Source organism: Burkholderia sp. BCC1988 (assembly GCF_905339895.1).
Taxonomy (GTDB): Bacteria; Pseudomonadota; Gammaproteobacteria; order Burkholderiales; family Burkholderiaceae; genus Burkholderia.
In genome coordinates, this window is the sequence record NZ_CAJPHA010000021.1 from 119750 (window position 1) to 138092 (window position 18343).

An 18343-nucleotide genomic window follows, 5' to 3' on the forward strand; every position below is an offset into this window, starting at 1 on the left:
ACGATGCTTGTACACATCCCGAACGTGCTGACGCCCGAGCAGGTGCGCACGGTGCGTGACCGGCTCGACCAGGCGGGCGACGCGTGGGTCGACGGCCGCGCGACGGCCGGCTACACGGGCGCGCCGGTCAAGCGCAACCAGCAGATCGCCGAGCATGCGCCGATTGCGCGCGAACTGGGCGACGCGATCCTCGCTGCGGTCGAGCGCAATCCGCTGTTCATCAGCGCGGCGCTGCCGAACCAGGTCTATCCGCCGCTCTTCAACCGCTACGAAGGCGGGATGACGTTCGGCAGTCACGTGGACGGCGCGGTGCGCGTGCTGCCGAACGGCGTGAAGCTGCGCACCGACGTGTCGGTCACGCTGTTCCTGTCCGCGCCGGACGAATACGACGGCGGCGAACTCGTGATCGAGGACGCGTATGGCGTGCAGCAGGTCAAGCTGCCCGCGGGCGACATGATCGTCTATCCGGCGACGAGCCTGCACCAGGTCACACCGGTCACGCGCGGCGTGCGCGTCGCGAGTTTCTTCTGGGTGCAGAGCCTCGTGCGTAGCGATGCACAGCGGGCGCTGCTGTTCGACATGGACACGGCGATCCAGCGGCTCAACGCCGGCGGCGCCGATACGCAGGCGTGCCGCAGCCTGGTCGGCTGCTACCACAATCTTCTGAGAATCTGGAGCGAGACGTGAGCGTTGCCGATCCCATCGACATCGACGCGGCATCCGCGTCGCGCATCGCGCCGGGCGTGCGCCCGGCCGGCTCCGGCGGCGCGCGTTCGCGCCGCGGCACCTTCATCAAATGGCTGCGCAAGGTGCACGGCTGGATCGGCCTGTGGGGGGCCGCGCTCGGGCTGCTGTTCGGCACGACGGGTTTCCTGCTGAATCATCGTGCGCCGCCGCTGCGCATCCAGACCGGCGCGCCGCGCGTCGAGACGTTGCGGCTCGGCGTGCCCGATCCGCGGCCCGCGTCACCGCGCGCGCTCGAGCAATGGCTGCGTGCGCAACCGGATCTGCATCTGCCCGAACGCATGGGCCGCGTGCAGAAGGAGCCCGCGCATCCGGTCGCATGGGGCGACCGCGAAACCGTGCAGCCGGAGCACTGGCAACTCGTGTTCGCGTCGCCGCATGAAAACGTCGCGGTCGACTACTGGATCGGCAGCGACACGATGACGCTCAAGCGTACCGGCAACGGCACGCTCACGTGGCTGACGAACCTGCACAAGGGCGTCGGGACGAGCATCGGCTGGGTGCTGCTCGTCGATACGCTCGCGGGCGCGCTGGTCCTGCTGTCGCTCACCGGCGTGCTGTTGTGGACGGAGCTGAACAAGCGCAAGACGATCGGCGTGGTGCTCGTGATCGGCTCGATCGTCGCGATCGTGTGTGCGGCCAGCGCATAAGCGCATAACGGCTGACGGTCAGACGCCGGCGTCGCGCACGACCTGTACGGCCGTGCCGTAGCAGATGACTTCCGTGACGCCGGACCCGATCTCGGTCGAGTCGTAGCGCATCGCGACGATCGCGTTCGCGCCGAGCTTGCGCGCGTCGGCGAGCATCTTGTCGAACGCCTGCTGGCGCGCCTTCTCGCACAGCGACGTATAGAGCGTGATGTTGCCGCCGAAGATGGTTTGCAGCGCCGCGCCGAACGAGCCGACGATCGAGCGCGAACGCACGATGATGCCCTGTGCGACGCCGAGCGAGCGGACGATCGTGTGGCCGGGCAAATCGAATGCGGTCGTGACGTGCTCGGGCGAGAGGGCGTCGACGGAGCGGGAGAAGTCGGTCATGACGGAGCACCGTGGTGCGGAAGTGGTCGAACGACGATTCTATCCGGAACGGGAAACGCGCTCGACCGGGCGCGCATGATGCGCGCGCCCGCCCGGGCGGCTCGAGCCGGTCAGCGCTTGACGGTCGTGCTGCCGTCGCCGCCGAGATCGACCGCATACGCAAGCGCCAGCTTGCCGAACTTCAGCGCGTGGTTCGCCTGCCGGTCCGAATTCTCCAGCGTGTCGTTCACGGTATGGATATAGGGACTGTCGTTCTGGTCGGCCTCGAACGGGAACGACGCCGGATAGCCTTGCGCATGCCACGACGCGTGATCCGAGCACGCATAGCCGCATTGCGACGTGCCGATCGCGAGCTCGGGCAGGTAGGTCTTCGCGAGGTTCGTCAGGTAGGTGTTCTGCGCGGCGTTCGTGTAGTCGGTGATCAGGTAGATGTCTTTCGGATCGCCCTGGTAGTTCGTCATGTCGAGCTGCAGCACGCCGACCACGTTCGCGTTCTGCGTGCGGAACTGCTTCGCGATCGCCTTTGACCCGAGCAGGCCGGCTTCCTCGGCCGCGTAGCCGACGAACTTGATCGTCCGCTTCGGCCGGTAGCCGTTCGCGAGCAGCACACGCAGCGCTTCGGTCAGGCTGGCGATGCCGGACGCATCGTCGTCGGCGCCGGGCGAGCGCGTGTTTTCCGTCGTGCGGCCGACCGTCGAATCGAGGTGGCCGCCCAGCACGATCGTGCCCGCGGCCGGATCGCTGCCGCGGATCGTCAGGATCACGGACTTCTGCGGAAAGCCCGCATGCGTGAACTGCTCGACGGCGATGTCGGTGCGCGAGCCGGCCAGTTGCCGCCACTGCAGCGCGAGCCAGTCCGACGCGGCGACGCCGTGCGACGTCGTGTAGTAGCGGTTCGTGAAACCGGACAGCGACGTGATCGTGCCGACGATGTTGCTGGCCTGCAGTTGCTGGATCCAGGTCTTGATCTGCGGCGCGTTCGATAGCTGGTAGGCGGGCACGGCCGCCTGTTTCGCGAATGCCGCGGGTACCGGCTGCAAAGCCTGCCGTGCGTCGTCGAACGAGTCGTGCACGATGTAGCCGGGCCCGTGGCCGCGCGCATGGTGGACCGCATGGGCGAGTTCGCCGAGTCGTGAATCGTCGATCTCGACGATATGCACGGTTTCGCGGCGCACGGCGCCGTCGGCCGTCTTGCCGGCGTCGACCGCCGTGCTGTACTGGGCGGTTGCGCTCGCATCGATGCGTTGAAGCTGGCGGAACGCGGTGTCGCCGAGCGTGATCCACACCGGCGTCGCGTGCGCGGCGGCGGTCAGCAGCATGCCGCCGAGCGCGGCGCTCAGGCGGGTCAATGTCAGAGTAGGCATGTTCGATCTCGTGAGGATGGCGATGTCGAGGAAGAGGGCGCGCGCAGGTCATGCGGCGCCCCCGCCTGCTGCGGAATTACGACTTCTGCGGCACGGTCACGCCGTACGTGCAGCTCTTGTTGTATGCATTGCCGATCGCCGTGAGTTGCGCGCTGCTGTAGCCGAGCGCGGCGGCGGCCGTCAGCACCGCCTGGGCGGCGGCCTTCTGGTTCGTCGAGCTGTTGGTCATCGACAGCCCTTTCAGGAAGGCCTTGTCCATCGCCTGCGCGCCGATCGCGTCGCGCGCGACGAGGTTGCACGACGCCCAGTACTGGCCGGCCGTGTGGATCTCGGCGCCGCGTGCCTGCGCGTAGGTGCGCCCGACGTTCCAGTTCGTCACGCGGCCGCCCCAGTATTCGTTGTGGCCGTCCCAGTTGTAGACCCAGTGATATTGCGCGTCGGACGGGCTCCATTGATTGAAGTCGCGGCTGTACGCGGCGGCGAGATAGTCGCCTGTGCCTTCCGACAGGCCTTCCTGCTGCGACAGGCCGCCGTTGGTCACCCAGTCGTGGATGCCGTGGCCGAGCTCGTGGATCACGACGTCCGCATCTTCCGCGTCGTCGACGCCGCCCTGGCCGAAGGTCAGCCGGCCGCTGCTCGACGAGTACGACGAGTTGTCGTCGCCCGATTCGCCGTGCGGGTCGTACTGCACGCCGCCCGTGTACTGGTAGGGCAGCGCCTTGATGCCGAGCGTCTGGTTCACGTAACGGAGGAACGTGTCGATGTGGTAGTACGTGTTCACCGCCTCGAAATACAGGTTGCCGCGCGTGAACTCGAACGTCGGCGTCGCCTGCGCCGGACACGCGTTGTCGCGCGGCGCATCGAAGTCGACGCACGACGCATACGGGCCCGACAGCACGTAGCGCGAGTTCGACTGCGCGAGATCCTTCAGTGTCACGCGCACGCGCGCGGCCGTGAGCTGGGTTGAATCGGCGTCGTTGCCGTCCTTGTAGCCCGTGCTGCCGTAGCTGCTCTTCGTCGACGAAAGCGGATCGGGCCGGAATACGAAGCCGGTGCCGTCGGTCGCATAGAACGCCTTGTCCTCGGCGCGCAGCACTTCGCCGCTATCCGCGTCGATCAGCAGTTCCCAGTCGCCCTTCGGGCCGTCCTGCGGGCGGCCGCGTACCTTCCATGCGGTATGCGTGCCGGCCTTGTCGACGAACGCGACGCGCTGTGCGTCGAGGTTTGTGAAGCCGCTGACGCCGAGATACGCGCGGGCGCGGTCGAGCGCCTGCTGTTGGTCGACCGCCTGTGTCTTGCGCGCGGTGACGACCACGCCGTTGATCGTGTTGCTCGCGACGTACAGGATGCGGCCGTCCTTCGCGACCGTCACCGCGATGTCGCTGCCGTACACGGGCAGTCCGGCCGCCTGCTGCTGGAAGCGCACGACGGTGAAATCGGCATCGCTGCGCTCCGACGTCACCGCGAGGCTCGCGAGCGCGGCCGGGTCGAGCCCGAGCTGCGTCGCCTGCGCCGCGACGAAATCGCGCGCGGCGGCCGCGGGCGTGGCGGCCGCCTTGTTCGCGCGATAGGCGGGGTTGTACAGCGTGACGGCGACGCCGTCGGCGCGGAACTGCCCGGCGGCGGTATCGGCCTTGGCCGCGGCCGGTGCCACGCCGCGCGTCAGGCTTTCGCGCAGGCTCGACGCCTGCGGGTTCGCGACCTTGGTATCGGCCGCGCTGCCGCCGACGATGCCGAAACCGAGCGCGAGACCCAGGGCGAGCGGCAATGCTTTGCGTGATGTCTGCATGGGTGATCCTCATCTCAACGGTTGGACACGCCCGCGCGCTCGTGGCGAGCAGGCACGACACGGCTCGCGCGCCGGCTCGATGGAACCGGTGCGGCGAAGCGGTGCTGGGAGATTCGACTGACTGAGGATAACTAAGCGTCAGGTCGAAACGAATCGGAACGGAATGGCGGCGGGGAAGCGAACGGCAGGCAGGTGCGGCGACGGTGAGGCGAGCATCGTCATGTCATACCCCTCGGAATTGATATCGGTTTGGCAGCCTGCGTGGCGCGACATGCGTCGGGACCGGGCTCTCATCTCCTTAGGGCTGCCTATCTAATTGCGAGGTATGTTACAGAATATTTTCGGCAACTTTGCAATTTATTTTCGAAGGCCGCTTCGGTCCGTCGATCAATCGGCGGCATTATTGAGCGAATGGCGGGAAACGCTGCCGGCGCGTGCAATGGCGCGCCGGATTGTACGCAAAAGCGGCGCCGTTCAGCGCGTCGCGCGGCGGTCGCTGCGCGGGCTCACGCCGAAACGCGAGCGATACGTGCGCGAGAAATGCGACGGCGATTCGAAGCCGCACGCAACGCACACCGACGTGATGCTCATGTCGGTCTGCTGCAGCAGCTCGCGTGCGCGATCGAGGCGCAGGTTCAGGTAGAAGCGCGTCGGCGTGTCGTTCAGCGTCGCGCTGAACAGCCGTTCGAGCTGGCGCCGCGTGATCGCCACGTCCTGCGCGAGCGCATCGGAGCCGAGCGGAGTTTCCATGTGCCGCTGCATCGTGTCGATCACCTGGATCAGCTTGCGGTTGTGCACGCCATAGCGCGCGGCGATCTCGAGCCGCTGGCTGTCCGAGCGTTGCCGGATGCGGCTCACGACGAACTGTTCGGAGATGGCCGCCGCGAGATCGGCGCCATGCCGCCGGCCGATCAGGTCGAGCATCATGTCGATCGACGCGGTGCCGCCCGCGCAGGTGATGCGCCGGTCGTCGATCTCGAACAGTTCCTGCGTCGCGTTCAGGCCCGGGTAGCGCTCGCGGAACGCGGCGAGCGCTTCCCAGTGCAGTGTGAGCGTTTGCGACGCGTCGAACAGCCCGGCTTCCGCGAGCACGAAGCTGCCGGTGTCGATGCCGCCGAGCGTCGCGCCGTGCCGGTTCTGGCGGCGCAGCCAGTCCGCGAGCGCACGGTCGTAGCACACGAGCGGATCGAAGCCGGCGACGACGAACACCGTCTCGACCTGCGCGACGTCCGCGTACGCGGCTTCGGCCGCGACCGGAATGCCGTTGCTCGCGGCGACGGGCGTGCCGTCCGCGCTGATCACGTGCCAGCGGTACAGCTCGGTGCGAAAGCGGTTCGCGACGCGCAGCGGTTCGACCGCCGACATGAAGCCGAGCGCGGAGAAGCCGGGCAGCAACAGGAAGTGGAAATCCTCTGGCATCGGGGCGTGGGGTGGAAGCGGGTGGTCGTCACGGACGGCGCGCCGCGGCGAGCGGGCAGGCCCGCGCGCACAGCGCCCGGCGCGCGGGAGCCGAACGTTCAGCAACGAATTATGGCGGGTTTTGCCGGCACTCAGCGCGTTTTTGCGCCGCGCACCGTCCGGCGCGCCGTCGTCGAAGGCAGTTCGCCGAACTGGGCCCTGTACGCGTTCGCGAAATGCCCGAGATGGATGAAGCCCCAGCGCGCGGCCGCCTCGCTGATCGGCAGGTCCGACTGCCGCGTGTCGAGCAGCAGGCGTCGCACCTGCGCGAGACGCAGCGAGCGCGTGTAGTTCAGCGGACCGGTCTGCACGACCGACTGGAAGCTGTTCTGCATCGTGCGCCGGCTCACGCGCAGCTGCGTACACAGGCTCAGGATGTCGACGGGCGCTTCCGGGTGCTCGATCACGTAGTCGTGCACGCGCCGCACGATGTCGGCGTGGCACGCATGCGTGAGGCGGTGTGGCGGCTCGGGCATCCGGTAGGTCAGGAGATCGACGAGCACGTTGGCGACCTCGCCGCGCAACTCGGACTGCGCATGCGCCGCGTCGAACGTAGCGGGTGCCGACAGCACCCGTTCGAGCAGTGTCGCGAACTGCAGGCTCGCGCGTTCGCGTGCGGCGACCGGCACGTCGACGACGCCGCGCCGCAGCGCGCGCTCGTCGACCCGGACGTCGGCGGCATCCTCGATCTGCTGCATCAGCTCGGCGTCGACGACCACGCCGATCAGCGACATGTCGTCGGGTGAATGCAGTTCGAACGGCGAGCCGCCGCGCGCCATCACGATCGTGCCGTGCTCGATGCGCGCATCGCCGAAGGCGAAGGTGCCCGAGCCGGTGAGCGGCATTCCGAATACCGTATGGCCGGCCGGCAGGCGCCCGCGCTGGATGACGCGCACGTTCGCCGCTTCCTGGAACAATTGCACGCCGTCGAGCTCCACGTGCTTGACCGTGCTGCGATACGAGCCGCAGCCGATCTGGTCGTAGCGCTGATCCCAGCCGCGCAGCGCCTCGGCATGCCGGTCTGCGTCGTCGAACATCTGGTGAAACACGAGCACGGCGCCTCCGGCGGTCGTTCGGACCGCGCAAGATTAAACCGACCGGGCGGTCGGTGCAATACGGATGAGCGCTATTCCGGCAGGGGTTTCGGCGGGGTCGGATGTGGCGCGCCGCAGGTGCCTTTCAGGCGGTTTTCCAATATCCCGAATCGGCACGCACGCGTTGCCGGTCCGGGTGCTGAACCGATTTATTGTCGAACTACAGTCGCCCCACATTACCTGAATCCCAACTGGAGGCGACATGAGAACAAGGCGACGCACCGCGGCTTTCGCGGCGACGCTGGCGTTCGCGGCGGCGTGGGCCGGCAGCGCGGACGCGACGGAAAAGCCCGAGGAACTGGTCGTGCAGAAGATGCCGCCGTGGCATCCGCACGCGGTGTACGTCGTGGACATCGCGATGCCGACGATGACCGACGGGCGCATCTTCGTGTACGACGCCGACGCGAAGAAGCTGCTCGGCCAGATCGACGGCGGCTTCGCGCCCGGCCTCGCGATTTCGCCCGACCACAAGACGAGCTTCATCGCGACGACCTATTTCTCGCGCGGCTCGCACGGCACGCGCACCGACGTCGTCGAGATGACCGACAACACGACGCTCGATCACACCGGAGAGATCGTGATTCCGGCGAAGCACGGGCAGCACGTGCCGTCGCCGTACAACACCGCGTTCAGCGCGGACGGCAAGCGGCTGTACGTCGCGAACATCACGCCGGCCGCGTCGGTGACGGTGATCGACGCGGTGTCGAAGCAGGTGCTGTCCGAGATCGACACCGCGGCATGCGTGCTCGCGTATCCGTCGGGGAACGACCGCTTCACCGCGCTGTGCGAAAGCGGCAAGGCGCTCACGGTCACGCTCGACGCGAACGGCAAGGAGGTGAAGCGCACGATGTCCGATGCATTCATCGACGTCGACAACGATCCGGCCTTCATCAACGCGTCGCGCTACCAGGGCGGCTACCTGTTCACGACGTATCACGGCAACGTGCGCAGCGCCGATTTCGGCGGCGCCAGGCCCGCGTTCGGCAAGTCGTGGTCGTTGCTGACCGATGCCGAGCGCGCCGAAGGCTGGCGCCCGGGCGGCATGCAGCAGACGGCCGTGCAGGTCAGGCAGAACCGTTATTACGTGCTGATGCACAAGGGTGGCGACGGCACGCACAAGGATCCCGGCACGCAGGTGTGGATCTACGACCTGAAGACGAAACAGCGCGTCGCGCGCTGGGATCTCGCGCAGCAGAAGGTCGATCCGCTCGTGTCGATCCAGGTCAGCGAGGATGACAAGCCGCTGTTCTACGGGCTGACGGGCACGTCCGATCTCGTCGTGATGGACGCGCACAGCGGCAAGCTGCAGCACGTCGAGAAGCAGATCGGCAGTACGCCGACGCTGCTCGTGAACCCGTGAGGCCGCGATGACGCTCGATCCCGTACTCGCCACCAGCGCGCAGGCCGGCGCGGCCGTCGTCGTGCTGCTCGGCGCCTTCGCGAAGATGCGCCGGCCGGCCGCGTTCCGCCAGGCGCTCGCCGGCTATCGCCTGCTGCCCGATGCGCTCACCGCGCCCGCCGCGTTCGCGATTCCGCTCGCCGAAGCGGTCTGCGCGGCGGCGCTGCTGTTTCCCGATACGCGCACGGCCGGCGCGCTCGGCCTGATCGCATTGCTGCTTGTCTTCGCGGCCGGCATGACGATCAACATCCTGCGCGGCCACACCGACATCGACTGCGGCTGTTCCGGTTTTGCTGCGGCCGCGCGCACGGATGCGCCGCGCGGCATCGGCTGGCTGCATGTCGCGCGCGTGCTGCTGCTCGTCGTGCTGGCCGCGACCGCGCTCGTCGAGCCGGGCAGCCGTGCGGTCGTGTGGTTCGACTACCTGACGCTGTTCTCTTCCGTGCTGCTGATCGTCTGCGCGCTGCTCACCGTCGACGTGCTGCTCGCCAACGTACCGCGCCTTTCCCACCTGAGGAATTCATGATGCAAACCGCTCTCACCGTTTCCACCGCCTTGCTGTGGGTCGCCGTGCTCGCGCTCGGCGCGATCTGCCTCGCGCTCGTGCGCCAGATCGGCATCCTGTACGAACGCATCATGCCGGCCGGCGCACTGATGATCGACAAGGGGCCGGCGGTCGGTGCGATCGCGCCCGCCTTCGAGCTGACCGACATTCGCGGCTCGCAGGTGAAGGTCGGCGGCATCGACGCAGCGGGCAAGGCGACGCTGCTGTTCTTCCTGTCGCCGACGTGCCCGGTCTGCAAGAAGCTGCTGCCACTGTTGCCGTCGCTGCAGGCGAGCGAGTCGACGCCGGTGAACATCGTGCTCGCGAGCGACGGCGATCCCGACGAACACGCGCGCTTCGCGCAGAAGCACGACCTCGCGCGCTTCCCGTACGTGCTGTCGCAGGAGCTCGGCCTCGCGTACCAGATCGGCAAGCTGCCGTATGCGGTGCTGCTCGACGACACCGGCACCGTGCGGGCGAAGGGGCTCGTCAATACGCGCGAGCATCTCGAGAGCCTGTTCGAAGCGAAAGAGCGTGGCGTCGCATCGCTGCAGCAGTTCGTGCACGGCGATCACGACCACGACGGCCATCAAGAGCACTCGCAGCACGCGTGATCGGCCGACCTTCCTTCAACGTCAACGGAGAACAACGGAATGGGCCTGTTTGATTCATGGTTCGAACGGTCGGCGCGCGGCGTCGCGCAGCATAGTTCGCGGCGCAGCGCGATGGCGAAGCTCGGCAAGGTGCTGGTGGGATCGGCGATGCTGCCGCTGCTGCCCGTCGACCGCACCGCGTACGCGGCCGACGCGGCCTCGGGTGCATCGGCGGCGTCCGGTGCCGCCGCATCGGGCGCGAGCGACGATCCGATGAGCTGCGACTACTGGAAATACTGCGCGATCGACGGCTGGCTGTGCAGCTGCTGCGGCGGGACGTCGAGCAGTTGCCCGCCGGGAACCACACCGTCGCCGATCACGTGGATCGGCACCTGCCGCAATCCGCACGACGGTTCGGACTACATCGTGTCGTACAACGACTGCTGCGGAAAGACGTCGTGCGGCAAGTGCTTCTGCAACCGCAACGAGCGCGAGAAACCGCTGTACAAGCTGTCGCTGAACAACGACATCAACTGGTGCATGGCGAACGGTAATTCGAATTACCACTGTTCGGTTTCGGTCCTGCTGGGAGCGGCAAAGCAATGAAAGTGAAGCAAGCTGGAAAGATCGTGGCCGCGTGCGTGGCGGCTGCCGCCGGGTTTCTGATGCTGCCGGGCGAGGCCGGTGCGCAGCAGGCCGTTCATTACCCGGCGGGCAAGAGCCTGTTCGACGCGCAGTGCGCGGTGTGCCACCAGGCGGGCGGCAAGGGGCAGGACGGCCTCGCGCCGCCGCTGACCGAGTATCCGGGCAAGTACGCGACGGCCGACGCGGGCCGCGCGCAACTCGTCGCGACGCTGTTGCACGGGATGTTCGGCGAGATCGAGGTGCACGACAAGCGCTACAACTTCAAGATGCCGTCGTTCGCGAGCGCGAGCGACGACGACATCGCGAACGTGCTCAACTACGTCGTGTTCGATCTCAACGACCGGCACGGCGACGCGAAGCCGTTCACGGCAGCCGACATTCGCGCGGCGCGGGCGAAGGAGATGGACGGCACGGCCGTTCACGCGCAACGGGCGACCGTGACGAAGGGGCTGGGGCTGTGAATGCGGCCGGCATTCGGCGTCGTGGCGGGCGTACGGCGGCGTTGCGGATCGGCTCGTTCGTGACACGCCGTCTGTCTTCGGCGCTGGTGGTTGCTGTCGCGACATGTGCGATTGCAGCTCCCGCGCATGCCGACGGCGCGGCCGACGCGACGCTCGCGCGGCAGAACTGGGTCCTCAACTGCATGGGCTGCCACACCGCGACGGGCGGCGGCATTCCGGGCAAGGTGCCGCCGCTCGCGAACTCGCTCGGCTATTTCACGCATCTGCCGGCCGGGCGCGAATACGTGATGCGCGTGCCCGGCGCGTCGAACTCGGCGCTGTCGGACCGGGATCTCGCCGACGTACTGAACTGGGTGCTCACGACGATGAATCGCGATGCGCTGCCGCGCGATTTCAAGCCTTATACGGCTGACGAAATCGCCGCGCGTCGACGGCCTGCGTTTTCCGATGTCGCGACGGTGCGTGCGAGGCTCGTGCGCGAATTGCACGAGCGCGGGATCGACGGTGTGTCCGAGCGCTACTGATTGGCGACGACGAGGCGACGCAGCATGTCGCGGCGCTTCGGTCGCGAACACCGGATTGGCAGCGCGCGGGTTCCGCGCTACGCTCTTCGTCATTGGCCGGCGCAGGCGCCAGGCGGATCGAACGGAGGTTCAAATGGCAATCGAATACTTCGCAGAAAGCAACCCCGTCACGCGAAACCTGCCTCGATCGTTGGCGACCAAAGCCGGCGATCTGGTATTCGTATCCGGTCAGGTGGCGAGAAACGAAGACGGCAGCATCGTCGCCGGCGGGATCGAAGCGCAGACGCGTCAGACGTTGAAGAACGTCGCACACGTACTCGCGCTGGCAGGATGCACGCTCGGCGACGTCGTGAAAACCACCGTCTGGCTCGAAGACGCGCGCGACTTCGCCGAATTCAATCGCGTCTATGCGGAGTTCTTCCCCGAGAACAAGCCGTCACGCTCGACGTTGCAGGCGACGAACATGGTCGGCACCAGGATCGAGATCGAGGCGATCGCGTGCAAGCCCTGAGTGCCATCGCGCCACGTCGATGCGGCCGCGTGCCGCTTCAGTGCGGCGGCGACAGCCGTTTGAAGCGGCTCCACAGCTGCTTCAACTTCTGATGATCGGCTGCGGCACGCGCGGCCAGAAAGCCGCGAGCAAAGCCCGCGCCCGGCGCGGCGTCGGGTGACGTGCGAGGCAGCGCCTTCAGAAACTGCTCCGCGACCACGGCATCGTTACGCCAGCCCAGATCATCCTGAAGTTCGGACAGCGCGTCGATGTACGTTCGGACGGCTTGCTTGCGGCACAGCGACGCGAAGAATTCGGTGGCGTACCGGACCTTCTTCGCCGCGATGCGCGCACGGTGACGCCGGTGATCGTCGAGATCGGCCAGCCTCTTGCCGCGTTTGATCAGTTTCCGGTGCCGGCGACGCAGAACCTCGTGAGCAAACGGACTCGCCGGCTGCATGATGGCATCGCGCCGTTCGTCAGGCATCCCGTCCCGCCAGCCCTTTCGGTTCACCCATGACGCGAGCTGTAACGCGAGCCGCGTGTAGCGAACCGATCCGACTGCGGAAGCCGCGCGTTGGCGATTGACGGCGGCAATGCGCTTGCAGGCGTTCCGCACTGAACGGATCTCGTCCGGATTGCCGTTCGTGCCGGCATGGTCGAGCGTCGCTCCGGCAAGCACTTCCCAGTCGCGCGCGGCGCCGAGCTCGCCGGCGATCCAGCGCAGTTCGTCGTCAAGGCCGGGATACGCGGGAATCACTTTCGCGAACAGGTCGAGCGCCGAACGCAGGCGACGCAGCCCCACCCGCATCTGATGCACGCTCGACGGATCATGACCGGACTCGACACCGCGTTCGTTGGCGCGGATCTGGTCCAGGCAGTTGCGCACGATCCGGCAGAACGCGTCTTCGATCGAATCGCGCTTCTTCAGCTGCACCGGTTGCGCCTTGACGGCCGGCTGGTGCTCGGCGACGAGCAGCCCGTACCCGAGATCGGCCTTGCTCTCGTGATCGATGCGCAATGGCGCGATGTCGAGCAATTCCAGTGCGATGCCGTACAGGTTTTCGGGGCGGCCGCGTTTCAGTTCCAGTTCGATCGCGGCGATCGGGACCGACTTCGAATCCGCGTCGACCGTCCCCTTGTCGAGCGCGACCTCGACTTCATCGCCGGAAGGCAGGCGCAGCGGTAGAACCCGCCGCTTGATCCGCGTGACGAACACGGGCTGAAGATCCGGTGCCGTGGCCTGGTCGCGAACCAGGCGGCCGCACTCGGTGTCGTCGGGGAGCGTGTCCCGCAGCCGTGTCAGATCGGGGACGTCGCCGTCGACGGGCGTCTCGAATTCGTCCCGCTCGAACAGGCCGGCCCGGGCCGATCCTTCCAGTTTCAACGTCTGGACTCTGTGGTTGCCGGCCGCACGCACCCGCAGGGAAGCCGCGCACCGGTGAAATGCGAGCGTGGCAGTGTCGAAGTACGTGCTCGTCAGCTGTTGAGTCGCGCCGGCGCCGTTGGACTGCGCAAGCAACGGCGCGTGGCGCAACTTGTCGAGGTTCTTCGCGGAAACCCGCAGCTTCAGCTCTCGTTCCATACCGCCTCCGATATGTTGCCGACCATCAGTCCCCCGCCGATCCCCGGGAGTCTTCCCAGTCGTGCCACTCGATTCGATGCATGTCCACATAACGGCTTACCGCTGCGCCGATCGTCGGAAAGAAGTTGTCGTCGCCGAACATGCTGTACATGCCGTAATGCCTGAGGCTGTCCTTGACGGGGCCTTTCAGCTCCGCGAAGACCAGCTTGACCTGCCGCGCGGCAAGTTCAAGATGCAGCCGTTCGAGCACATCGGCAGCCGTGAGGTCGATGTCGGTCACGGGCTCCGCCGCGATGACGATCCAGCGTGCCGGCTCCGGCGATTCATCGACGGCGCGCAACACGCGTTCCCGAAAGATTTCGCCATTCGCGAAAAAGAGCGGCGCATCCCAGCGCAGCAGCACGAGCCCGGGCACGCGCCGCGCGTCCGGATGGCGCGACACGTCGTGATAGCCCTTCATGCCGTCGACCCGCCCGAGCACGGCGTCGTAAGGCCGCCACGCGCGCCATAGAAACGACAGCACGGTGAGCAGCAGCGCCAACGCAATGCCGTTCACGACCCCGACGGCTGCAACGCCGACGAAACATGCCACCGCCTCCACGAACTCGCTTTTGCGGAGCCGATAAAGCCGCACGACGCCGCGCACCTCGATCATGTTCACGCATGCCGCGATCACGACGGCGGCCAGCACGGATTGTGGCGTGTGCGCAAGCGCGCGCGGCGCGAACAGCAGCAGTGCGGCAACGACGGCGGCAGCCACCACGCCCGTTGCCTGCGTCTTCGCGCCCGCGGCTTCCGCGACGGGCGTGCGTGAGCCGCTCGCGCTCACCGCGAACCCTTGCATCAGGCCGGCGGCGAGGTTCGACAGCCCGAGCGCGATGCATTCGTGATTCCGGTCCACGCTGGTGTCGTTGCGCAGTTCGTAGGTGCGGGACAGCACGCTGATATCCGTGAACGAAACGAGCGCGATCGCCGCTGCGCTTCCCGCGAGATGCAGCCAGCCGTCGAGGCTCACGTCGGGGATGCGCGGCACCGGCAGGCCTTGCGGGACCGCACCGACGGTTGCAACGCCGGCGCGCGTCGACAGATCGAACCACATTACCACTGCGGTCGCGCCCGCCACGGCGAGCAGTACACCCGGCAACCTGGGCCAGAGCCGTTTGCACACGAGTATCAGCGCGAGCGCGGCGACGCCGAGTGCGAACGACGTTGCGTTCACCTTCGATGCCGCGATGCCGGCGGCCACGTCGCGCACCTGCTCGATGAACGATTCGCCGTGGCCCTTGTAGCCGAGGAGCTTGGGCAATTGTCCGATGCTGATCGTCAGCATGATGCCGTTCAGAAAACCGTACCGGATGGGCAGCGACAGCAGCTCGGTGACGAATCCGAGCCTGAGCACCCCGACCGCGATGCAGATCGCGCCTGCGAGTATCGCGAGCGCGCCGGCAAGGGCCAGCGCATGCGCGGCATCGCCGTGAGCAAGCGGCGTGATGCTTGCGGCGATCAGTGCGACCAGCGCGGAGTCGGGGCCGAGCACGAGGATGCGGCTGGGGCCGAAGAGCGCATACGCGAGCATCGCGGCAAGCGACGCATAAAGCCCGTTGACGGCGGGCAGGCCGGCTGCGTTCGCGTACGCCATGCCGGCGGGCACGAGCACGGCACTGAGCGTGACGCCGGCAAGCAGATCGTGCGGCAGCCAATGCAATCGATACGTGCGCGCCGCGGCGAGTCCGTTGATCCACTGCAGCAGGCCGGCATCGGGCTTGCGGGGCGGGCGGGCCGTGTGCTGGCGGGCACGGCTTTTGATGTTCATCGCAGGACGTCAGGGAACCCGGGCGGAATCGTTCGTTACGTCCGCCGGTATCGTTAAAGATTATGTTCCCGTGCCCTCGGAGCGCAAGCCCGGTTTCACGATGTTGCGTTTCGGCGCGCCGGCCTGACAGTCCGGCTACTTCGCCGAACACTTGCCCGATCCAGGCTGGCGATGGCCGAAGTGATCGGCGGTGCGGGTGAATCGCCGGCGGGAGAGGCATCGTCCCGCCGTTGTCCGCTACTCGGTCGCGCGATCGCTCGCCTCGCCGAACGAAGCCCGAACTTCGTTCGCCGTCCGGGCCGGCGCTTGCAGATGCGGAAAGTGGCCCAGTTCCGGAAGAATCGAAATGTTCACCCCGTTTCGGTCCGCGTACTCGATGCCCATTTCCTTCTTGATATAGATGTCCTTCCCGCCCCACACGACCTTCACGGGGACTTTCAGCTTTGCCATATTGGCTTCGAAGTAGTCCTGGTCCCGGGTGAAGCTTGCGTAGTAGTGGAAAAAGGCGTCGGCCGCGGTCAAGTCACCGTCCCATCCCTTCGCCACGTCGTCCATGAATTCCTCGGGCAACGTGTAGCGCTCCGCATCCTCCATGCCCCGGAAGAACGTGTTTGCGAGGATTTCGTCGCGATTCCTGTTCATGGCGGCGCGCACGATATCCGATGAAGGCTTCGACTTCAGGCCTTGCAGGCTTTCGTACATATATTGCGGCCGGTTGAACGGGGCAAAGTCGCCAACGATGATTTCCCGCGCGATATCCGGTTGTTCCAACGCTGCCAGCAGCGCCGGAAGCGCACCGATATCCGTCGCATAAATCAACAGTCTCGAACCATCGATGCCCGACGTACGGATGTAGTCTCTCAGCACACGGGCATAGTCGCTCGGCGCGTACGAAAAGCGATCTGCGCGCGGACGCGACGATTGCCCGTAGCCTGGCCAGTCGAACGCATGGACCTCGTAGTCGCTGGACAGTGATTCGGCAATCGGCTTCCATGCATACATTGTCTCGGGGAAGCCGTGCAGGAACAGCACGATGCCCTTCGATCGTGCGGGGCGATAGACCATGCGGCGCAGCGTGATGTCGGCATTGACCTGCACGTCGCCGACGTCGACCGTGGGTTCCGGCGACGACGGCGCCGGCACGGTCGGGCACGTTGAAGAACTCGCAGCGGCGGCGGGAGAGGCGGGTGTTTTCGTTACGGGTCGAGTCATGATCGAGGATCTCGTTCGGTGCGACATCGCGCGGCACACGGTGCGCTTCGCTGTTTCGAAAGGTGGCGGGGTGCAGGGGGTTCTACTGAGCCGCCGGAGGATTCAAGAGCTTGCTCAATGGCTTGAGCGGGCCGATCGGGAGCAGCGTGAACGTCATGAGGTGCGCCTTCCCCAACGGGAGTCGTTCCAGCATTTCATGCGCTTCACCCGTGTCCGTCACGTTCAGGACGAACGCGACCCCGGGCCGGTCCTGCAGGGAATACCACTGATCGATCTTGCCCGCGAGATACAGCTGTGTCGTCTCGCGGACTTCGGTCGGAAGAATGGTCTGGACGTGCTGCATGTCCGTGCCGGGAGGAAACGTACCGATCGCCAGTATCTTCGTGGTGGGCGTGGTCGGCAACGCAGCGGAATGTGCCATGGAGACTCCTGCCAAAGCGAGCAGCAAGCATGCTGCCGTCAAATCAAGAAGAAGGCGTTTCATCCTGCGGCCCCGGGCCCGGTGGCGGGACGGCAGCCGCATTGAGCGCGGCGGCTTCCCGTTCCGACAGATAACACGCGCGAAAGCGCTCGTCCACGCGCTCGCGCATCAATTGCGAGAACAGTAGTGCGGCATCGAGCGGTCGATGATTGATGACGACGGAATCCGTATCGCCTTGCTCGTTCATATGGGCGACGACCACCGTCTCGATCGGCACGCCATTGATGCGTGAACGATAGGATTCCAGATAAAGATCGTTGCCGATCATGCCTTTGTAAGCATGCTGCTGGAACTCGTAGAGCGAGACCGCGTGCTTGATCACCGAGAGAATGTCGGCTCGCCCGTCGATCGGGCGCTTCAGCACGGTGGCTTCCAGCGTCGCGTTTTCGGCCAGGCGCGCCAGCCACCGCGGCGGACCGTCGGCGGGTGCCATCATCGGGGCCGTGTCGTTGAATTTCATGGCGGTTACTCCTTGCACGCGTTGCGCGTGACACCTGCGTTCGCGGCATCGAGCGCTGCCGCGAGCGCAACGCGTGCCTTTTCACGGCGCCGTCGCGCAAGGCGCTCGGTGCCCGCGTCGCGCTCCGGTTCGCCCGCGAGCAGCGCATGGATATCGGGCAGCGTCCAGATCGCGCCGCGCGTTCCCCACGCACCGTCCGGTATCTCGGTCGGAAAGATCCAGACGCGCGGTGCGACATCGTCGAACGGCCGGCCTTCCGCGCGTGCCACGGCTTCCGTGACGCGTCGGACGAGCGAGCGGCGCGATTCGTCGGTGTATTGCCCTTCGGGAACCGAAGGAATGATCCGGTAGCGCACCGTATCGGTACGTTCGCCGCCGATGTAGATCGCGGCCGGCCGGTGCAGATGGAATACGGTCACGCGCTGAACGACCGGGCTCGCGGGATCGTACCCTTCTGCTTCGATGAGGATATCGGTCAGTTCCCTGACGAGGCGGGCTTCAGCATCGGGCGTCAGTGCGTGGTCGGGCCACATCGCATCGATCATCGGCATGGGATGCTCCTGTTTTCGGTTGATCGGATGGCGCCATCGTCGCGGTTTACGTGCGCGCAGGAAAGTGGCAGCATCGCCACTATTCAAGGAAATTCGGAC

General features: G+C 66.5%; 20 protein-coding genes. 9 read left to right on the plus strand and 11 right to left on the minus strand.

Going from position 1 to position 18343, the window contains the following annotated elements; all coding sequences use genetic code 11:
• Positions 1 to 3 precede the first annotated feature (3 nt).
• Together U4012_RS27165 and U4012_RS27170 are read left to right on the plus strand one after the other, a co-directional pair.
• Positions 4 to 687 (plus strand): Fe2+-dependent dioxygenase, encoded by a 684-nt coding sequence (locus U4012_RS27165; protein WP_124492195.1) that lies wholly within the window; start codon positions 4 to 6, stop codon positions 685 to 687.
• Entirely contained in the window at positions 684 to 1394 is a 711-nt protein-coding gene (locus U4012_RS27170; RefSeq protein WP_321802257.1) for a PepSY-associated TM helix domain-containing protein, read from the plus strand. Before U4012_RS27165 ends, U4012_RS27170 begins: the two co-directional genes overlap by 4 nt.
• An 18-nt stretch (positions 1395 to 1412) precedes the next feature.
• On the opposite strand, the gene U4012_RS27175 is transcribed toward U4012_RS27170, so the two are convergent.
• The 5 genes from U4012_RS27175 to U4012_RS27195 all read right to left on the minus strand — a co-directional run bounded on the left by U4012_RS27175 (position 1413) and on the right by U4012_RS27195 (position 7447).
• Positions 1413 to 1781, minus strand: coding sequence for a YbjQ family protein (locus U4012_RS27175; RefSeq protein WP_321802258.1), 369 nt, complete (start codon positions 1779 to 1781; stop codon positions 1413 to 1415).
• A 110-nt stretch (positions 1782 to 1891) separates the two neighbouring features.
• Positions 1892 to 3145, minus strand: coding sequence for a M20/M25/M40 family metallo-hydrolase (locus tag U4012_RS27180; RefSeq protein WP_321802259.1), 1254 nt, complete (start codon positions 3143 to 3145; stop codon positions 1892 to 1894).
• A 76-nt stretch (positions 3146 to 3221) separates the two neighbouring features.
• Complete coding sequence (locus U4012_RS27185) at positions 3222 to 4934, minus strand: M36 family metallopeptidase (protein WP_321802260.1); 1713 nt, start codon at positions 4932 to 4934, stop codon at positions 3222 to 3224.
• Between the two features lie 474 nt (positions 4935 to 5408).
• Positions 5409 to 6353 carry a GlxA family transcriptional regulator gene (locus tag U4012_RS27190; protein WP_044847758.1) on the minus strand — a complete coding sequence of 315 codons (945 nt, stop codon included), beginning with the start codon at positions 6351 to 6353 and terminating at the stop codon, positions 5409 to 5411.
• Between the two features lie 131 nt (positions 6354 to 6484).
• Positions 6485 to 7447, minus strand: a complete 963-nt coding sequence (locus U4012_RS27195) for a helix-turn-helix domain-containing protein (RefSeq protein ID WP_321802261.1) — start codon at positions 7445 to 7447, stop codon at positions 6485 to 6487.
• Positions 7448 to 7688: 241 nt separating this feature from the next.
• On the opposite strand from U4012_RS27195, the gene U4012_RS27200 reads away from it, so the two are divergent.
• From U4012_RS27200 to U4012_RS27230, 7 genes are all read left to right on the plus strand, one after another.
• Positions 7689 to 8846 (plus strand): amine dehydrogenase large subunit, encoded by a 1158-nt coding sequence (locus U4012_RS27200; RefSeq protein WP_321802262.1) that lies wholly within the window; start codon positions 7689 to 7691, stop codon positions 8844 to 8846.
• Between the two features lie 7 nt (positions 8847 to 8853).
• Positions 8854 to 9411 carry a MauE/DoxX family redox-associated membrane protein gene (locus U4012_RS27205; protein WP_321802263.1) on the plus strand — a complete coding sequence of 186 codons (558 nt, stop codon included), beginning with the start codon at positions 8854 to 8856 and terminating at the stop codon, positions 9409 to 9411.
• Positions 9408 to 10043 (plus strand): methylamine dehydrogenase accessory protein MauD, encoded by a 636-nt coding sequence (gene mauD, locus U4012_RS27210; RefSeq protein WP_321802264.1) that lies wholly within the window; start codon positions 9408 to 9410, stop codon positions 10041 to 10043. Before U4012_RS27205 ends, mauD begins: the two co-directional genes overlap by 4 nt.
• A gap of 39 nt (positions 10044 to 10082) precedes the next feature.
• The gene (locus U4012_RS27215; protein WP_044847763.1) at positions 10083 to 10628 is read left to right on the plus strand and encodes a methylamine dehydrogenase light chain; all 546 of its coding nucleotides are present in this window, start codon (positions 10083 to 10085) and stop codon (positions 10626 to 10628) included.
• Positions 10625 to 11128 carry a cytochrome c gene (locus U4012_RS27220; RefSeq protein ID WP_321802265.1) on the plus strand — a complete coding sequence of 168 codons (504 nt, stop codon included), beginning with the start codon at positions 10625 to 10627 and terminating at the stop codon, positions 11126 to 11128. The genes U4012_RS27215 and U4012_RS27220 overlap by 4 nt, the downstream gene beginning before the upstream one ends.
• Positions 11125 to 11652, plus strand: coding sequence for a c-type cytochrome (locus tag U4012_RS27225; protein ID WP_415750405.1), 528 nt, complete (start codon positions 11125 to 11127; stop codon positions 11650 to 11652). The genes U4012_RS27220 and U4012_RS27225 overlap by 4 nt, the downstream gene beginning before the upstream one ends.
• A 133-nt stretch (positions 11653 to 11785) precedes the next feature.
• The gene (locus U4012_RS27230; RefSeq protein ID WP_044847766.1) at positions 11786 to 12163 is read left to right on the plus strand and encodes a RidA family protein; all 378 of its coding nucleotides are present in this window, start codon (positions 11786 to 11788) and stop codon (positions 12161 to 12163) included.
• A gap of 37 nt (positions 12164 to 12200) precedes the next feature.
• Here U4012_RS27230 and U4012_RS27235 read toward each other — a convergent pair whose 3' ends face one another.
• The 6 genes from U4012_RS27235 to U4012_RS27260 all read right to left on the minus strand — a co-directional run bounded on the left by U4012_RS27235 (position 12201) and on the right by U4012_RS27260 (position 18244).
• Positions 12201 to 13727: a CHAD domain-containing protein gene (locus U4012_RS27235; protein WP_321802285.1), complete on the minus strand. Its 1527-nt coding sequence runs from the start codon at positions 13725 to 13727 to the stop codon at positions 12201 to 12203.
• Positions 13728 to 13752: 25 nt separating this feature from the next.
• Positions 13753 to 15540, minus strand: coding sequence for a SulP family inorganic anion transporter (locus U4012_RS27240; RefSeq protein ID WP_321802267.1), 1788 nt, complete (start codon positions 15538 to 15540; stop codon positions 13753 to 13755).
• Between the two features lie 237 nt (positions 15541 to 15777).
• On the minus strand, positions 15778 to 16752 hold the full coding sequence (locus U4012_RS27245; protein WP_321802268.1) for an alpha/beta hydrolase: 975 nt from the start codon (positions 16750 to 16752) through the stop codon (positions 15778 to 15780).
• A gap of 82 nt (positions 16753 to 16834) precedes the next feature.
• Positions 16835 to 17173, minus strand: coding sequence for a muconolactone Delta-isomerase family protein (locus tag U4012_RS27250; protein WP_044847812.1), 339 nt, complete (start codon positions 17171 to 17173; stop codon positions 16835 to 16837).
• Between the two features lie 43 nt (positions 17174 to 17216).
• Entirely contained in the window at positions 17217 to 17693 is a 477-nt protein-coding gene (locus U4012_RS27255) for a hypothetical protein (protein WP_124666915.1), read from the minus strand.
• Positions 17694 to 17698: 5 nt separating this feature from the next.
• Positions 17699 to 18244: a tautomerase family protein gene (locus U4012_RS27260; protein ID WP_044847770.1), complete on the minus strand. Its 546-nt coding sequence runs from the start codon at positions 18242 to 18244 to the stop codon at positions 17699 to 17701.
• Positions 18245 to 18343: the final 99 nt, after the last annotated feature.

What these genes read in the sequence shown, in the direction of transcription:
- U4012_RS27185 (WP_321802260.1), bottom strand. Translation starts at nt 4,934, where the DNA reads ATGCAGACATCACGCAAAGCATTGCCGCTCGCCCTGGGTCTCGCGCTC.
- U4012_RS27250 (WP_044847812.1), bottom strand. Translation starts at nt 17,173, where the DNA reads ATGGCACATTCCGCTGCGTTGCCGACCACGCCCACCACGAAGATACTG.
- U4012_RS27190 (WP_044847758.1), bottom strand. Translation starts at nt 6,353, where the DNA reads ATGCCAGAGGATTTCCACTTCCTGTTGCTGCCCGGCTTCTCCGCGCTC.
- U4012_RS27200 (WP_321802262.1), top strand. Translation starts at nt 7,689, where the DNA reads ATGAGAACAAGGCGACGCACCGCGGCTTTCGCGGCGACGCTGGCGTTC.
- U4012_RS27235 (WP_321802285.1), bottom strand. Translation starts at nt 13,727, where the DNA reads ATGGAACGAGAGCTGAAGCTGCGGGTTTCCGCGAAGAACCTCGACAAG.
- U4012_RS27230 (WP_044847766.1), top strand. Translation starts at nt 11,786, where the DNA reads ATGGCAATCGAATACTTCGCAGAAAGCAACCCCGTCACGCGAAACCTG.
- U4012_RS27240 (WP_321802267.1), bottom strand. Translation starts at nt 15,540, where the DNA reads ATGAACATCAAAAGCCGTGCCCGCCAGCACACGGCCCGCCCGCCCCGC.
- U4012_RS27175 (WP_321802258.1), bottom strand. Translation starts at nt 1,781, where the DNA reads ATGACCGACTTCTCCCGCTCCGTCGACGCCCTCTCGCCCGAGCACGTC.
- U4012_RS27245 (WP_321802268.1), bottom strand. Translation starts at nt 16,752, where the DNA reads ATGACTCGACCCGTAACGAAAACACCCGCCTCTCCCGCCGCCGCTGCG.
- U4012_RS27165 (WP_124492195.1), top strand. Translation starts at nt 4, where the DNA reads ATGCTTGTACACATCCCGAACGTGCTGACGCCCGAGCAGGTGCGCACG.
- U4012_RS27215 (WP_044847763.1), top strand. Translation starts at nt 10,083, where the DNA reads ATGGGCCTGTTTGATTCATGGTTCGAACGGTCGGCGCGCGGCGTCGCG.
- U4012_RS27255 (WP_124666915.1), bottom strand. Translation starts at nt 17,693, where the DNA reads ATGAAATTCAACGACACGGCCCCGATGATGGCACCCGCCGACGGTCCG.
- U4012_RS27260 (WP_044847770.1), bottom strand. Translation starts at nt 18,244, where the DNA reads ATGCCGATGATCGATGCGATGTGGCCCGACCACGCACTGACGCCCGAT.
- mauD (WP_321802264.1), top strand. Translation starts at nt 9,408, where the DNA reads ATGATGCAAACCGCTCTCACCGTTTCCACCGCCTTGCTGTGGGTCGCC.
- U4012_RS27180 (WP_321802259.1), bottom strand. Translation starts at nt 3,145, where the DNA reads ATGCCTACTCTGACATTGACCCGCCTGAGCGCCGCGCTCGGCGGCATG.
- U4012_RS27220 (WP_321802265.1), top strand. Translation starts at nt 10,625, where the DNA reads ATGAAAGTGAAGCAAGCTGGAAAGATCGTGGCCGCGTGCGTGGCGGCT.
- U4012_RS27205 (WP_321802263.1), top strand. Translation starts at nt 8,854, where the DNA reads ATGACGCTCGATCCCGTACTCGCCACCAGCGCGCAGGCCGGCGCGGCC.